This is a genomic window from Agrobacterium larrymoorei (assembly GCF_030819275.1).
Taxonomy (GTDB): domain Bacteria; phylum Pseudomonadota; class Alphaproteobacteria; order Rhizobiales; family Rhizobiaceae; genus Agrobacterium; species Agrobacterium larrymoorei_B.
On sequence record NZ_JAUTBL010000002.1, the window covers coordinates 163,656 to 178,157 of the forward strand.

15 protein-coding genes and 1 other RNA gene are annotated in these 14,502 nt (G+C 59.4%); 10 read left to right on the forward strand and 6 right to left on the reverse strand.

Features of this window, described 5'->3' with window-relative positions; genetic code table 11:
• Positions 1–111: 111 nt before the first annotated feature.
• Entirely contained in the window at positions 112–696 is a 585-nt protein-coding gene (locus QE408_RS09365) for a c-type cytochrome (protein ID WP_306930524.1), read from the reverse strand.
• 151 nt (positions 697–847) lie between these two features.
• Here QE408_RS09365 and QE408_RS09370 point away from each other — a divergent pair, with 151 nt between their 5' ends.
• Positions 848–1,603: a 3-deoxy-manno-octulosonate cytidylyltransferase gene (locus QE408_RS09370; RefSeq protein ID WP_306930526.1), complete on the forward strand. Its 756-nt coding sequence runs from the start codon at positions 848–850 to the stop codon at positions 1,601–1,603.
• Between the two features lie 10 nt (positions 1,604–1,613).
• On the forward strand, positions 1,614–2,474 hold the full coding sequence (locus QE408_RS09375; protein ID WP_306930529.1) for a prephenate dehydratase: 861 nt from the start codon (positions 1,614–1,616) through the stop codon (positions 2,472–2,474).
• 35 nt (positions 2,475–2,509) lie between these two features.
• Here QE408_RS09375 and nudC read toward each other — a convergent pair whose 3' ends face one another.
• A complete protein-coding gene (gene nudC, locus QE408_RS09380) occupies positions 2,510–3,478 on the reverse strand; it encodes an NAD(+) diphosphatase (protein ID WP_306930531.1) in 969 nt (322 codons plus the stop codon).
• A complete protein-coding gene (locus QE408_RS09385; RefSeq protein WP_306930532.1) occupies positions 3,478–3,882 on the reverse strand; it encodes an HIT domain-containing protein in 405 nt (134 codons plus the stop codon). Before QE408_RS09385 ends, nudC begins: the two co-directional genes overlap by 1 nt.
• 132 nt (positions 3,883–4,014) lie before the next feature.
• Between QE408_RS09385 and ffs the strand changes: the two genes are divergently transcribed.
• The 3 genes from ffs (at position 4,015) to QE408_RS09400 (ending at position 6,467) form a co-directional block, all read left to right on the forward strand.
• Positions 4,015–4,111: signal recognition particle sRNA small type (ffs, locus tag QE408_RS09390), an RNA gene on the forward strand.
• A 77-nt stretch (positions 4,112–4,188) separates the two neighbouring features.
• Positions 4,189–6,069, forward strand: a complete 1,881-nt coding sequence (locus QE408_RS09395; protein WP_306930533.1) for a DNA polymerase III subunit gamma/tau — start codon at positions 4,189–4,191, stop codon at positions 6,067–6,069.
• Between the two features lie 74 nt (positions 6,070–6,143).
• Entirely contained in the window at positions 6,144–6,467 is a 324-nt protein-coding gene (locus QE408_RS09400; protein WP_113259791.1) for a YbaB/EbfC family nucleoid-associated protein, read from the forward strand.
• Between the two features lie 38 nt (positions 6,468–6,505).
• On the opposite strand, the gene QE408_RS09405 is transcribed toward QE408_RS09400, so the two are convergent.
• On the reverse strand, positions 6,506–7,117 hold the full coding sequence (locus QE408_RS09405; protein ID WP_306930536.1) for an MOSC domain-containing protein: 612 nt from the start codon (positions 7,115–7,117) through the stop codon (positions 6,506–6,508).
• Positions 7,118–7,175: 58 nt separating this feature from the next.
• Here QE408_RS09405 and recR point away from each other — a divergent pair, with 58 nt between their 5' ends.
• Positions 7,176–7,781 carry a recombination mediator RecR gene (gene recR, locus QE408_RS09410; RefSeq protein ID WP_306930538.1) on the forward strand — a complete coding sequence of 202 codons (606 nt, stop codon included), beginning with the start codon at positions 7,176–7,178 and terminating at the stop codon, positions 7,779–7,781.
• A gap of 24 nt (positions 7,782–7,805) precedes the next feature.
• Positions 7,806–9,071, forward strand: a complete 1,266-nt coding sequence (locus QE408_RS09415; RefSeq protein WP_373465530.1) for a lytic murein transglycosylase — start codon at positions 7,806–7,808, stop codon at positions 9,069–9,071.
• Here QE408_RS09415 and QE408_RS09420 read toward each other — a convergent pair.
• On the reverse strand, positions 9,068–9,547 hold the full coding sequence (locus QE408_RS09420; protein WP_306930540.1) for a GNAT family N-acetyltransferase: 480 nt from the start codon (positions 9,545–9,547) through the stop codon (positions 9,068–9,070). The two genes, QE408_RS09415 and QE408_RS09420, sit on opposite strands and share 4 nt — an antisense overlap.
• 33 nt (positions 9,548–9,580) lie before the next feature.
• Entirely contained in the window at positions 9,581–11,209 is a 1,629-nt protein-coding gene (locus QE408_RS09425; RefSeq protein WP_306934744.1) for an MFS transporter, read from the reverse strand.
• Between the two features lie 286 nt (positions 11,210–11,495).
• Between QE408_RS09425 and rimP the strand changes: the two genes are divergently transcribed.
• The 3 genes from rimP to QE408_RS09440 all read left to right on the forward strand — a co-directional run bounded on the left by rimP (position 11,496) and on the right by QE408_RS09440 (position 14,436).
• Complete coding sequence (gene rimP, locus QE408_RS09430; RefSeq protein ID WP_306930541.1) at positions 11,496–12,080, forward strand: ribosome maturation factor RimP; 585 nt, start codon at positions 11,496–11,498, stop codon at positions 12,078–12,080.
• 62 nt (positions 12,081–12,142) lie between these two features.
• Complete coding sequence (gene nusA, locus QE408_RS09435; RefSeq protein WP_296015896.1) at positions 12,143–13,747, forward strand: transcription termination factor NusA; 1,605 nt, start codon at positions 12,143–12,145, stop codon at positions 13,745–13,747.
• On the forward strand, positions 13,744–14,436 hold the full coding sequence (locus QE408_RS09440; RefSeq protein WP_306930544.1) for an RNA-binding protein: 693 nt from the start codon (positions 13,744–13,746) through the stop codon (positions 14,434–14,436). Before nusA ends, QE408_RS09440 begins: the two co-directional genes overlap by 4 nt.
• The last annotated feature ends 66 nt before the right edge of the window (positions 14,437–14,502 follow it).

Consider the following 14,502-nt stretch of genomic DNA (forward strand, 5'->3'; position numbering starts at 1 on the left):
GGTAAGAGCATTCGAGCAAAACTGTGCCCGGCTCTGCATCCGGAACTGCTTCAGGTTGTCAGAAGACACAAAAAAGCCCGGTGTCCCGGGCTTCTGCAAGATCCAACGTCGTCAGTTCGTGGGCATCGGTGCTGCCGGTGCGTTCGGATCCGGCAGCGGTGCCGGGCTGTCGGAAAGCGTGCGCAGATAGGCGATCAGATCGGCGCGCTCGGTTTCCTTCTTGATACCGGCAAAGCCCATTGCGGTGCCTGGAACATGCTTCTTCGGGGCTTCGATAAAGTAGCTGAGGTGATCGTAATCCCATTTCTCCGAGCCACCCTTGGAGAAGTCCTTCATGCCCGCGGAATAGCTGAAGCCTTCGTGGCTCGCGATCGGGCGGTTGACGACGCCGTAGAGGTTAGGGCCGACTTTATTGGGGCCGCCCTTGTCCCCGGTGTGACAGCTCGTACATTTCTTGAACACGGTTTCGCCCTTGGCGGCATCGGCGGTTGCAAGAAGCTTGGCAATCGGCGTTGCTGGTGCCTCGGCTGCTCCTCCCGCGGCCTCGCCTCCACCCGATGTCTCCGCAACGATCGTATAGCCTTCCTTTTCCGGGGCAGCGGAATGAAAAATCCCGTCCGACGCTATCGATACCGTCATAAGGACGAAGATCGTGCCAAGAAGGGCACCGACCGCCATGTTAACCCGTGAATTCATTGATTTGCGCTCCCTCACAACCGTTTGCTTGAAACGGGCATCTTGAAATTGCGTGAAAGCTATGGCTTTTGCACAGCCTGCGCAACTTGAATATGCTCTCCGCCCCCCGTGACGTATTGCCACTTTTCCGGCGGAATTTGAAGGGTGTCGGATGAATAATCGAAATTTCGAAAAAGCCATCGTGCTTATTCCTGCACGAATGGCCTCGACCCGCCTTCCGGGCAAGCCTTTGGCCGATATTAACGGCAAGCCGATGATCGTTCAGGTTGCCTTGCGCGCCCGCGAAGCAGGCGCCGAACGCATCGTTGTCGCGGTGGATGACGAGCGCGTTTTCGACGCGGTCAAATCAGCCGGTTTCGATGTGATCATGACCCGTCACGATCACCAGTCCGGCTCCGACCGCATCTATGAAGCTTTGCAAAAGGCCGATCCGGAAGGCCGCGCCGAATTCGTCATCAATGTGCAGGGTGATCTTCCGACCATCGAGCCGGAAACGATTCGCGCCTCGCTTCTGCCGATGGACAATCCGAAGGTCGATATCGCCACCTTGACCGTGCCGATTACCGACGAGGACGAAAAGACCAATCCGAGCATCGTCAAGATCGTCGGCAGCCCGCTTTCGCAAACCCGCCTTCGTGCGCTCTATTTCACGAGAGCAACGGCGCCTTATGGCAACGGTCCGCTTTACCATCACATCGGGCTTTACACCTATCGGCGTGCGGCGCTGGAGAAATTCGTATCGCTGAAGCCATCCGTGCTTGAGCTGCGAGAAAGCCTCGAACAGCTGCGCGCGCTGGAAGCGTGCATGCGCATCGATGCCGAGATCGTGCGCTCCGTTCCGCTCGGGGTCGATACGCCGCCACAGCTTGAGACGGCCCGCAAAATCCTTGCCAACAGACAGAATTGATGATCGCACCATGACCAGCAGCAATCGCATTGCCTTCCAGGGCGACTACGGCGCAAATTCCGACATGGCCTGTCGCGATGTCTTTCCAGAGATGGACCCGCTGCCGTGCCCGACCTTTGAAGATGCGTTCAACGCGCTGGAAAATGGCGACGCCGATCTGGCGATGATCCCGATCGAAAACACGCTGGCCGGACGCGTGGCGGATATCCATCACCTGCTTCCGGAATCGCGCCTGCACATCATCGGCGAATATTTCATGCCGATCCGCTTCCAGCTGATGGTGCTGCCCGGTGTGCAGAAGGATGAGATTAAGACGGTCCACAGCCATATCCACGCGCTCGGCCAGTGCCGCAAGATCATTCGTTCCAACGGCTGGAAGGCGGTTGTTGCAGGCGATACCGCCGGCGCTGCAAAGCTGGTGTCGGAAAAGGGCGATCGCAGCATGGCAGCCCTTGCCCCCCGTTTGGCCTCGTCGCTTTACGGACTGGATATCCTGGCTGAGAATGTCGAGGACTCCGAAAACAACGTCACCCGCTTCGTCGTGCTTTCCCGTGATGAGCAGTGGGTCAAGCGGACGTCCGAGCAGGACGTGATCGTCACCACTTTCGTCTTCAACGTCCGCAATATTCCGGCAGCGCTCTACAAGGCCATGGGAGGCTTTGCCACCAACGGCATCAACATGACGAAGCTCGAAAGCTACCAGATCGGCGGCAAGTTCGTTGCGACGCAGTTTTACGCCGATATCGAGGGCCATCCTGAGGACGAGCCGGTCCGGCATGCGCTGGAAGAGCTGAAATTCTTCTCTGAGAAGGTCCGCATTCTCGGTGTCTATAAGGGCCACGCCATGCGCGGCAATTTCAACACCGTCTAACAGTCTGGCGATAATCGATGTTGGACGCGTGCAGCTTAAGCCGCACCGTCCCACTCGATCCAGTCGCGCATCAGCCGATGGGCGATCGCGCCTTTGGGCGGCGGCAGCTGGCCATTGGCTCCCGTCATCTGCAGAAGTTCCGCCACTTCCTCACGGGTAAACCAGCGGCAATCTTCGAGTTCCGCGTCGTCACGACTGATGTCGAAGGACAGGGCTTCGGCGAAACAGCCGATCATCAGCGTGTGCGGCATCGGCCACGGCTGCGAGGCATGGTAGCGAACGCGTCCGACCTGAATGGCGGATTCTTCCCGCGTCTCGCGACGCACGGCGTTTTCGATCGTCTCGCCCGGCTCCACGAAGCCCGCAAGGCAGGAATACATGCCCGGCGGAAAATGCGCTCCGCGGCCGAGAAGGCACAGGTCCCGCTCCAGATCGACGGTCAGCATGATGACGACGGGATCGGTGCGCGGAAAGATCGTATGGCCGCAGCCGGAACAGATGCGCTTGTAGCCACCGATCCGAAGCTCCATCTGATCGCCGCAGCGACCGCAGAATTTGTTGTCTGCATTCCAGTTTACCAGGCTCACCGCCTGCGCGACTTCGCCCAGCAGTTCCTCGCCGACCAACTGGTCGCGGTAAAGGGTGCGCGCATCGGCCGCCTTGTAGTGGCTGGCAAGGGCCTCTTCGGCAATTTTGACCGGCACGGCAACGCGCGGTTCGCCATTGTCCCTATAGCCCAGCAGAATGGCCTGATCGAAATCGGGATCGAGCTCTGCCAGTTCGTAAGCCGCAAACAGAGGATCGAGAACCTGATCGTCATGCTTGAGGATGAGCTTGTTGCCGGCAAAGGCCAGAAGATGGGTGCCTTCAACCTTCAAGGCATCGGCCACGCAGGTCTCGTTGCGATTTTCGGCAAGGCGATCAAGATCGTTCTGCGCAAAGGCCGTCAGGGCGGAGGGTTCGGGATGTGGCGAGGTCGTATCGAAAATGCGATGTGAAGTCATCAGAGTGCGCCAGCCAGTTTCTTTATGAAATCCTGCTTATCGTGTTCCGCATAAGGGAGTGGGGTTCCCTGTCCCCAGATCGGCCCAGGCCAGCAAGGGTCGCCCTCGTTTCGGGCGATGATATGCACGTGGAGTTGGCGGACGATATTGCCAAGCGCGCCGACATTGATTTTCACAGCACCCGTCAACTCTTTCAGCGCCGAAGCCACGAGGTTGGTCTCGAAGGTCAGCACGGCCTGATCGAGCGGCGTCAGGTCGAACAACTCGCTGACATCATTGCGTTGTGGCACCAGCACCACCCAAGGCCAGCGGCAATCGTTCTGCAGCCGCAACTGGCAAAGGCCAAGCGTGGTAATCAAGACGCTGTCGCGCGCCAGTCTGTCGTCCAGGTGGAATGGGCCCAAGGCATCCTCCCTAAAATGGTCCGCGGTCTTGCGCCGCAGTTCGCGCTTAATAACGAACTGTTTTCACAGAGATAGCAGTTTTTTCAAGGCCTGACTTGCATTTGCTTCTATTATTGCCGATATGTGGCGCCGGGAGGTTGGTGGTGGACGAGCCACTCGCCAACCGGGTCAGGTCCGGAAGGAAGCAGCCCTAACGAGCCAGGCACGGGTCGCCGTGCCAGCCTCCCACCTTTCTTTTACGACACGCTCTGCTTCGCCGGGCCAGTTGAGCCTGAAGCGGGCCCCACTTCGAAAACTGGCGAGGCGATGAGCGACACCGGAACCAACATGCCCCAGACAAATGAGCAGGGTACTGGTTACCGGGTTTTGGCGCGCAAATACCGCCCCAAGGATTTCTCCGATCTGATGGTCGGGCAGGAGCCCATGGTTCGCACGCTGACCAATGCGTTCGAAACCGGTCGTATTGCCCAGGCCTATATGCTGACCGGTGTTCGCGGTGTGGGCAAGACCACCACCGCCCGCATCCTGGCGCGTGCACTGAATTACAAGACGCCCGAGATCGACAAGCCCACCATCGACCTGCGCATTCCAGGCGAGCACTGCCAGGCGATCATGGAAGGTCGCCATGTCGACGTGATCGAGATGGACGCCGCCTCGCATACGGGCATCGACGATATTCGCGAGATCATCGAGCAGGTGCGCTATCGCCCGGTCTCTGCGCGCTACAAAGTCTACATCATCGACGAAGTGCACATGCTCTCGACGCAGGCTTTCAATGGCCTGTTGAAGACGCTGGAAGAGCCGCCGGAGCATGTGAAGTTCATCTTCGCCACCACCGAAATCCGCAAGGTTCCGATCACCGTTCTCTCACGCTGCCAGCGTTTCGATCTGCGCCGCATCAGCGCCGCAGACCTCGTCGGCCTGTTCACTGCGATCGCGTCCAAGGAAGGCTTCGAGGCCGACCCGCAGGCGCTTTCGATGATTGCGCGCGCAGCCGAAGGCTCTGCCCGTGATGGTCTCTCGCTGCTGGATCAGGCGATTGCCCATGGCAGCGGCCGCGTAGAGGCGGACGCTGTTCGCGGCATGCTCGGTCTTGCCGACCGCGCCCGCATCGTCGATCTCTTCCAGCACATCATCAAGGGCGATGTCGCTGCTGCGCTCTCGGAATTTAACGCGCAGTACGAAGCCGGAGCAAATCCGGTGGTCGTGCTGAACGATCTGGCCGATTTCACCCATCTCGTCACCCGCATGAAATACGTGCCGGATGCCGCGGAAGATCCGTCATTGTCGGAGGTCGAGCGCCTTCGCGGTACCGAATTTGCCGATAGTGTCGCCGTTTCGACCCTCTCGCGCATCTGGCAGATGCTGCTGAAGGGCATCCCTGAAACCGAGAACGCGTCCCGCCCTGCCGGTGCTGCCGAGATGGTGCTGATCCGTCTGTCGCACGCCGCCAATCTGCCTGCGCCGGAAGATGCGGCTCGCCGTCTGGAAGAACTTTCGAATGGCGCTGGCGCCGTGCCGAATGGCGGTCCCGCCGGTGGTGGTGGAAATGCCAATGGTAACGGTGGCGGCGCGCGCGCCTATGGCTCGACACAGGCTGTCGCCTCGGCGCAGACATCCCCACAGATGCAGTCGGCACCCCAGCCGACGGCCATGCTGCGCGCCGTGCCGGACAGCCGCCCGCAGGATATGCAGGTCGCAGCGCCTCGCACGGAGGAACGGCCAGAGCCCAAGGTGCCGGTCAAGTCGGTGCAGGACATTGCTGATCTGGCGCAAAAAAATCGCGATCCGGTCATGCGCGCCAAAGTTCGAAACTTCGTTCGTCTGGTAAAAATAGAGCCTGGCCGTCTTGACATGCGCCTTGGCGAAGGCGCGCCGGGCTCGCTTCCGGGCGAGCTTGGCGTGAAGCTCAAGGAATGGACGGGCATCCACTGGATCGTCAGCCTCAGCAAGGAAGAGGGCGAGCCGACGCTTGTCGAAGCGGAAGGCAATGCGCGTGACGCCCGCTTGGTCGATGCGCGCCAGGACCCGGATGTTGCGGCGATTCTCGCTCAGTTTCCCGGCGCGAAGATCACCGATGTGCGCATTCGCGCGCCGATCCAGGAAGAGATCGAAGAAACAGCGCCGCCTTCTGTTGCCGAATCCAGCGAAGGCGACATCCTTCCCGGTGACGATATCGAATTTTGAGAAAACGGCGGAGCTGAAGACATCAGCCGTGTTCGGATCGTCCGCCCCAACAACAAAAAACAGGAGTTTCAGCCATGCGTGACATTATGGGCATGATGGGCAAGGTCAAGGAAATGCAGGCCAAGATGGAGAAGGTGCAGGAAGAAATTGCCGCACTCGAAGTCCATGGTGCCTCCGGCGGTGGTCTCGTCACCGTGACCCTCAATGGCAAGGGCGAAATGCGCGGCTTGAAGATCGATCCATCGCTCTTCAAGGAAGACGAGGTCGAAATCCTCGAAGATCTGATCGTCGCGGCCCATAAGGATGCCAAGGAAAAGGGCGAAGCCCAGGCGCAGGAAAAGATGGCTGGGCTGACCGCAGGTTTGCCGATCCCGCCCGGCATGAAGTTCCCGTTCTAAAACCTGCGTCGGCCTTTTGCGACGCTGGCCACGAGGACTTAGGCGATCATCTCGCGAAAGCGGCTGGCAAGGGGCGTGTCGAGAAATGCGGCGCGCTCTTCCTGCGTTAGGCGGTTGGGACGAAAACGCTGCAGGACGACCGGGATCGGAAGTTTCGTCCCGTCATAGGGTGTGAAGGTCACGCTCTCTCCGGCTTCCATCATGCCAGACCGGAGCACGCGGCAGTAAAATCCGGGATGGCCGGCATCGCGAAAGCGCTTGGCAAAATGCGGATCGCCGACCCGGGCTGTCAGTGTGGAACAGGGAATGCGTGCAGCCGTGACTTCCAGCGTCACCTGTTGAAGCGCGAGCCGATCTCCAACGCAAAGTGTCGCGCTATCGATGCCTTCGATCACGAGGTTCTCGCCAAAAAATCCGGGTTCGATTACTCGGCCGCGGTCTTTCGACCAGAAATCAAGATCGCCCGAGCCCATGACATAGATCGCCTGGTCCGGCCCGCCGTGGTGCTTGCGATTACACACCGCGTCGCCAACGATGCCGAGCGCGTCCACCATCACAGGTCCTGTCAGGGCGTGTTTGAAGATGCCGGTCTTGGACGTCTTGCCGGGAAGCGATTGTGCCTCGGCGCGACAGATTGCCTGAACTTTCATGAGGTGCCTTTTGCCCTTACCGATTCCCGTTCAACGATTAATGCAGTAGAAACGCTCCATGGCAAAACGAGTCACCGGTCCCGAAATCGAAAAACTGATCCAGCTTCTGGCAAAGGTGCCGGGGCTTGGTCCCCGCTCTGCGCGCCGCGCGGCACTGCACCTTATCAAGAAGAAGGAGCAACTGCTCGGTCCGCTCGGGCATGCCATGGGCGAAGCCTATGACAAGGTCAAGATCTGCTCCTGCTGCGGCAATGTCGATACGATCGATCCCTGCACCGTCTGCTCCGATGTGCAGCGCGACCAGTCCGTCATCATCGTGGTCGAAGATGTGTCAGATCTTTGGGCGCTGGAGCGGGCAGGGGCGATGAACACGGCCTATCACGTGCTGGGCGGCACGCTCTCGCCTCTGGATGGCGTTGGCCCAGAGGATTTGAACATCAAGGGCCTGATCGACCGGGTGAGTGTCGGTGGTATTCGCGAGTTGATCATCGCCGTCAATGCCACCGTAGAAGGCCAAGCGACGGCCCACTACATCACCGACCGGCTGACCAACCTCGGCGTCAAGATCACCCGCCTTGCCCACGGCGTGCCGGTGGGTGGCGAGCTTGATTACCTCGACGAAGGCACGCTGACCGCAGCGCTGCGCGCCCGCACGGCGATTTAAATAGCATGCTATAAAGGAGACCGAATGCGCGCTCACACCATCGGCCTTGCACTTGCCGCCGCCGTTTCTCTTCTCTCGTCAGACTTCGCGATGGCGCAAACGGTCCCCACGGGTGCAGCCGCTGCGAAATATGATGCAGAGTTCAACGTCTGGCTGAAGCGGGAAATCTGGCCGGAAGCTAGAAAGGCTGGCGTATCGCAAAAGACGCTCGAAGCCGCGCTGACCGGCTTGACGATCAACTGGAAACTTCCCGACGTATTGGTGCCGGGCCAGAAGCCGCCGAAGGAGCAAGCGCAGAGCCAGGCAGAGTTTTCGTCTCCCGGCGCATACTTCTCGGAACAGCGTTTGCAGGGTCTGGCGGCCACAGGTCGATCCCTTGCCGCCACCCATGCGGCGACACTGAAGCGTATCGAAGCAACCTATGGCGTTCCAGGAAACATCGTCGTGGCGATCTGGGGCCGCGAATCCGGTTTCGGTCGCGCGAAGCTGCCCAATTCCGTGATCGATGTGCTGGCGACGAAGGCCTATGCCTCGACCCGTAAGGAAATGTTCCGCGCCGAACTGATCGATGCGCTGAAGATCGCCGAAAGCGGCGACGTGCCGCCCTCGCGGATGATGGGCTCATGGGCGGGCGCGCTGGGTCAGCCGCAATTCATGCCGTCGAGCTACCTGAAATATGCCGTCGATTTCGATGGAGACGGCCATCGCGATATCTGGAATTCGGTCCCTGACGCGTTGGCATCCATCGCCAACTATCTATCGAAGCGCGGCTGGCAGAGAGACCGCGATTGGGGTTTTGAGGTTTCCATACCAGACAATATTTCCTGCGCGCAGGAAGGCCCGGATCTGGCAAAGCCTGTGTCGGAATGGGCCAAGATGGGCATCACCCGCGTCTCGGGAAAAGGCTTCCCCGCCAACGACTTGAGTGCCGACGGCATGATGCTGGTGCCTGCCGGTCGCCACGGCCCGGAATTTGTCGTGACGCCGAATTTCTACGTCATCAAGGAATACAACAACTCCGATCTCTATGCCCTCTTCATCGGCAATCTCGCCGACCGCATCGCCTATGGCGCGGGTCCCTTCAAAGCGGAATGGGGCAATGTGGGCTCCATGCTGCGCTCCGACGTGCTCGCCATGCAAAAGGCGCTGGTCGCCAAAGGCTACGATGTCGGCAAGGCGGATGGGCTGGCTGGTTTCAAGACCCGCCGTTCGCTGGGGGATTGGCAGGCCAAGAACGGTCTGAAGCCCACTTGCTTTCCTGACGCGTCGCTGAAGGGACGTTTGCGTTAGGCGGGTAAGTCTTTGGCGGACCTATCCCGTCTCCACACATATAGCGCGTCCGGCAGCTTTTCTTCGCAGCCGGAGCCGTCTGTTTCGCTCACTTTGACGAAGCCATTCCGTTCATAAAAACGAATCGCACGCTCGTTTCGCTGAAACACCCAGAGACTGAGTTCCGTTTGATCTTCTTTTGCTTTGTTAAGCAGTTTGGTCCCTGCTCCGTGACCGATATATCCGGGCAGGCAATAAAGGTGATCCACCCAACGGTCTCGAAACGCGCAGAAGCCAACTAGGGTGCTGTGCTGCTCGGCGCACCACACTTCGCTCTGTCTGAGAACGACATTGCTGAAATATGCTACGTCTTCCTCAATGCTGTGCAGGTCTGGAAGATAGGGTAGAAAGTGTTGACGTGATGCTCGTGACACTCTCGCGACTTGCTCGCCCTGTGAGGGATCGGCCTTTCTCAGGATGATTTCAGGATTGTCCATCCGCAACTCCGAGATTTTGTAAATAGGCGCGTCTCAGTGCGGCTCAATATGGGCCTTGTGGAAAATATCGTCCTGGGGCGGAATGGCCTGTCGTTCGATCATCCGGTGGACACGCGGGCGGGTTTTGCCCTTATGCAGCGTCAAGATCCGGTCCCAGCTTTCGGCGTCCGCCTGGGTCCGCCGGTGGTTGTGACGCACATATTCGACCCATGTCGGCACGTGATAGATTTCCGTCCAGACATCCGGGTTTTCCAGATCCCGCATCAGGCTCCAGTTGCGCGCGCCATCGCGAATGCGGATACGACGGCGCTCGGCCATGATCGCCATGAATTCCGGCAGATCGACATCGTCGATCTCGTAATCCACCATGATCGCGATCGGGCCGCTGCGTGGCTTCACGTCCAGTCGCAAGGGCGGTTCGACGAAGCGGTTCAGCGGATCGAGGTTGAGCGACGCAAAGGCCGGCATGGTCAGCTTGAAGCCGACGACGACGCCGAGCAGCATCAGCACGCAGGAACAGAGAAGCGAGAAAGTCAGTCCATGATCTTCCGCAAGCGACCCCCACAGCCAGCTGCCAAGCGCAATGCCGCCGAAGGTCAGTGTCTGGTAAAGCGAGAGTGCACGCCCCACCACCCAGCGGGGCGTGGAAAGCTGCACGATCGTGTTGAAGAGGGATAGTGCCAGAACCCAGCTTGCCCCCGAAATCGCCAGAAACAGGCTGGTGATGATGGCATTGGTGCTGATGGCCGTCACGCCAGCGCTCAGCGCAAAGCCGAGGAATGCGACGCGCACGATCCATTCGCTGCTCAGCATCTCGCGAAGCCTTGCGCTGATCAGCGCCCCGCCGATGGCACCGACGCCGAAGGCGCCGAGCATGATACCGTAGGTCAGCGGGCCACCTTCGACGAGATCGCGCGCCACGAGCGGCATCAGCGCCAGGATGGCGCTGGCGGAGAGGCCAAAGAGAAAGCCGCGCACCAGCACCTTGCCGATATTGGGCGACATCGCCACATAGCGCATCCCGGCAGAAATCGCGGAGAGAAGCTGCTCACGCGGCAGGGTCGAATTGTTCTTCGGCGGCTGCCATTTGAACAGCGCATAGATCAGCGTGAAGTAGCTGAGCGCGTTGACGAGGAAGGCTGCGGCAGCACCCGCCGCCGCAACGATCACACCGCCGATGGCGGGACCGACGCTGCGGGTGATGTTGAAGCCGACACTGTTGAGCGTCACCGCCGCCGGCAGGTTCTCGCGTGGCACCATTTCACCGACCGATGCCTGCCACGAAGGGTTGTTGAGGGCCGTGCCGCAGCCGATCATGAAGGTGAAGAACAAGAGCAGCCAAGGTGTGAGAAGATTGGCCCAGGCAAAGACCGTCAACATTATCGAGGCGATCAGCATCAGGAACTGCGCCGAAAGCATGATCCTGCGCCGGTCGAAGCTATCGGCAAGTGCGCCGGAGATCAGCGAGAACAGCATGATCGGCAGCGATGTGGAGGCCTGCACGAGTGCGATCATGTTTTCCGAGGTGGACAGCGCCGTCATCATCCATGCGGCACCGACTGCCTGAATAAGCCCACCGAAGTTGGACGCGATGCTGGCGAACCAAATGCGTTTGTAGGTCGGGTGCCGAAGTGGCGCGAGTGGCGATTGACGGTCGGGCACGAGCGATCCAATTGATTTCAACTGCTGTTCTGGCAGCAGGCACTATAAAGGTCGGTGGCGGTGACACCACCCATTCGAACGCTGCAAAGGTAAAATTGTGGCAGAAAAAATCGAATATTCGGATTTGCGCCGCAAACCTTGCATTTCCGACCGGAAGGGTTTATATCCCCGTTCAAATTCTTGATCGTCTGATGAAGAGTGGGGTCCCCAAGGCCCCGCTCTTTTTCGTTAGGCGGATTGTCAAACCGGAGCAGATGTTCCGCGTAAAGAACACCGGAAGAGCATAATGGCAGTAGCCGAACCCAGACTGATAACCGAAACAGGCATCGATCAGCGGATCGCCGAGATCATCGAGCCGATTCTGACCGGAATGGGTTTCGTGCTTGTCAGGGTCCGGCTTTCCAGCCAGAATGGCTCGACGCTGCAGATCATGGCCGAGCGTGAAGACGGCACCATGACCGTGCAGGACTGCGAAGCCGTGTCCATGGCTATTTCGCCGGTTCTCGATGTGGAAGATCCCGTCGAAAAGGCGTATCATCTGGAAGTGTCCTCGCCCGGCATCGACCGTCCGATGGTTCGCAAGTCCGATTTTGTCCGGTGGCAGGGACATCTCGTTAAGGTCGAGACTTCGATCCTGGTGGATAATCGCAAGCGCTTCCGTGGCAAGATTGCGGAAGTCGATGCGGATAGCTTCAAGCTTGAGCGCGACCAGATCGGTTATGGCGAAGAGCCGGTTGTCACGATCCCGTTCAATACGCTGTCCGATGCCAAGCTGGTTTTGACCGATGACCTTATTCGTGACGCGCTGAAGGCGGACAAGCTGGCCAAGGCTGCTGCTGCCAATCAGAACGAAGAAGCAGACGAAGATTGATTTTTTGAGAGACCCTTCGGGGCTCTTCCCAACGCAAACATGCGACTTACGGAGACAGAAAAATGGCAGTGAGTGCTAACCGGCTTGAGCTTCTGCAGATCGCCGATGCTGTGGCCCGCGAAAAGGTCATCGACCGCGAGATCGTGCTTGCCGCAATGGCCGATGCCATCCAGAAGGCCGCCCGTTCGCGTTACGGTTCCGAGACCAATATCCGCGCCGATATCAACTCCAAGACCGGCGAAATTCGCCTTCAGCGTCTTCTGGAAGTGGTGGACAAGGCCGAAGATTATTCGACCCAGATCCCGCTGGAACTGGCACGCGACCGTAACCCGGATGCAAAGCTCGGCGACTTCATTGCCGATCCGCTGCCGCCAATGGATTTCGGCCGTATCGCCGCACAGTCCGCCAAGCAGGTCATCGTTCAGAAGGTTCGTGAAGCTGAGCGTGATCGCCAGTTCGACGAGTTCAAGGATCGCATCGGCGAAATCATCAATGGTACGGTCAAGCGCGTCGAATATGGCAACGTCATCGTCGATCTCGGCCGCGGCGAAGGCATTATCCGTCGTGACGAGATGATCCCGCGCGAAAACCTGCGTTATGGCGATCGCGTCCGCGCCTATGTCTACGACGTTCGTCGCGAACAGCGCGGCCCGCAGATTTTCCTCTCGCGTACCCATCCGCAGTTCATGGTCAAGCTCTTCACCATGGAAGTGCCGGAAATCTACGACGGCATCATCCAGATCAAGTCGGTTGCCCGTGACCCGGGTTCGCGCGCCAAGATCGCCGTCATTTCCAATGACAGCTCGATCGATCCGGTCGGCGCCTGCGTCGGTATGCGCGGTTCGCGCGTTCAGGCCGTGGTCGGTGAGCTTCAGGGCGAAAAGATCGACATCATTCCGTGGAGCCAGGAGCCTGCAAGCTTCATCGTCAACGCGCTGCAGCCTGCGGAAGTGGCCAAGGTCGTTCTGGACGAAGAGTCCGAGCGTATCGAAGTGGTCGTTCCCGACGAGCAGCTGTCGCTTGCGATTGGTCGTCGCGGTCAGAACGTTCGCCTTGCGTCGCAGCTGACGGGCTGGGATATCGACATCATGACGGAGCAGGAAGAGTCCGAGCGTCGTCAGAAGGAATTCAACGAGCGCACCAACCTCTTCATGGAAGCGCTCGACGTCGACGAGATGGTCGGTCAGGTTCTGGCATCGGAAGGCTTCGCCCAGGTCGAAGAACTGGCCTATGTCGAGCTGGATGAAATCTCCTCCATCGACGGCTTCGATGAAGACACCGCCGTCGAAATCCAGACGCGCGCCAAGGAATATCTCGACCGCGTCGAAGCGGAAATGGATGCGAAGCGCAAGGAACTCGGTGTTGCCGACGAATTGCGCCAGATCGACGGCCTGACATCGCAGATGATGGTGGCTCTCGGCGAAGACGGCATCAAGACGGTTGAAGACTTTGCCGGCTGTGCGGCGGACGATCTCGTCGGCTGGACCGAGCGCAAGGATGGCGAGACCAAGAAGTTCGACGGCATCTTCTCCAAGCTCGACGTGTCGCGCGTCGAAGCCGAAAACATGGTGCTGCAAGCGCGCCTTCTGGCGGGCTGGATCACCGAGGAAGAACTGGCTGCTGAACAGCAGGCTGCCGAGGAGGCGGATACCGCCGTTGAGGAATGATTTCGCAAGCGCATGAACCGGATGCCGAATCCGATGAGGATCTGGCAGAAGGCAACGTCAATGGACGTATGTGCATTGTGACACGACAGAGCGGATCACCAGATGAGTTGATCCGCTTCGTCGCAGGCCCGGACGGCACTATCGTGCCGGACCTGAAACGCCAATTGCCGGGGCGCGGTTGCTGGGTCACAGCCGACCGGGTCCTGGTGGAAAAGGCAATCGCAAAGAAGCTCTTTGCGCGCGCCTTGAAGACGGACGTCAAGGCTGGACCGGATCTTCTTGAGATGCTGGACCGGCTGATGGCGCAGCAGGTGACGGGCATGATGACCATGGCGCGCAAGGCGGGCCAGTTCATCAGCGGCGCAATGAAGGTCGATGCGGCCGTCCGTTCGGGACAGGCGCTGGCGGTCTTCCATGCCACCGATGCCGCCGCCGATGGCGTCCGCAAACTGGATCAGGCTCGCAAGGCCTGGGCACTCGGTACGGGTGCCGATGAAATACCGTCCTTCAAGCTCTTCACCGGGGCCGAAATGGACGAACGAATGGGCCAGAATGCTTTTATCCATGCCTGCGCGCTTGCGGGACAGGCGGGTGAGGGTGTAGTGAAGCGCGCAAAGATGCTCGAGCGATATCGCCATGGCGAAAAAGCTCTAGCGGACATTGGCGCTGCCCGGACGGAACGACAATGACGCGGTTATCGGACAACACCGGCCGCCGCGTTCGGATGCAGCTATTGAAAGACAGGGCCTGATGGT

Excerpts from the sequence above, each read along its gene's own strand:
- nudC (WP_306930531.1), bottom strand. The coding sequence starts at position 3,478 with ATGACTTCACATCGCATTTTCGATACGACCTCGCCACATCCCGAACCC.
- QE408_RS09405 (WP_306930536.1), bottom strand. The coding sequence starts at position 7,117 with ATGAAAGTTCAGGCAATCTGTCGCGCCGAGGCACAATCGCTTCCCGGC.
- QE408_RS09365 (WP_306930524.1), bottom strand. The coding sequence starts at position 696 with ATGAATTCACGGGTTAACATGGCGGTCGGTGCCCTTCTTGGCACGATC.
- rimP (WP_306930541.1), top strand. The coding sequence starts at position 11,496 with ATGGCAGTAGCCGAACCCAGACTGATAACCGAAACAGGCATCGATCAG.
- QE408_RS09420 (WP_306930540.1), bottom strand. The coding sequence starts at position 9,547 with ATGGACAATCCTGAAATCATCCTGAGAAAGGCCGATCCCTCACAGGGC.
- QE408_RS09400 (WP_113259791.1), top strand. The coding sequence starts at position 6,144 with ATGCGTGACATTATGGGCATGATGGGCAAGGTCAAGGAAATGCAGGCC.
- QE408_RS09440 (WP_306930544.1), top strand. The coding sequence starts at position 13,744 with ATGATTTCGCAAGCGCATGAACCGGATGCCGAATCCGATGAGGATCTG.
- QE408_RS09375 (WP_306930529.1), top strand. The coding sequence starts at position 1,614 with ATGACCAGCAGCAATCGCATTGCCTTCCAGGGCGACTACGGCGCAAAT.
- recR (WP_306930538.1), top strand. The coding sequence starts at position 7,176 with ATGGCAAAACGAGTCACCGGTCCCGAAATCGAAAAACTGATCCAGCTT.
- nusA (WP_296015896.1), top strand. The coding sequence starts at position 12,143 with ATGGCAGTGAGTGCTAACCGGCTTGAGCTTCTGCAGATCGCCGATGCT.
- QE408_RS09415 (WP_373465530.1), top strand. The coding sequence starts at position 7,806 with ATGCGCGCTCACACCATCGGCCTTGCACTTGCCGCCGCCGTTTCTCTT.
- QE408_RS09370 (WP_306930526.1), top strand. The coding sequence starts at position 848 with ATGAATAATCGAAATTTCGAAAAAGCCATCGTGCTTATTCCTGCACGA.
- QE408_RS09395 (WP_306930533.1), top strand. The coding sequence starts at position 4,189 with ATGAGCGACACCGGAACCAACATGCCCCAGACAAATGAGCAGGGTACT.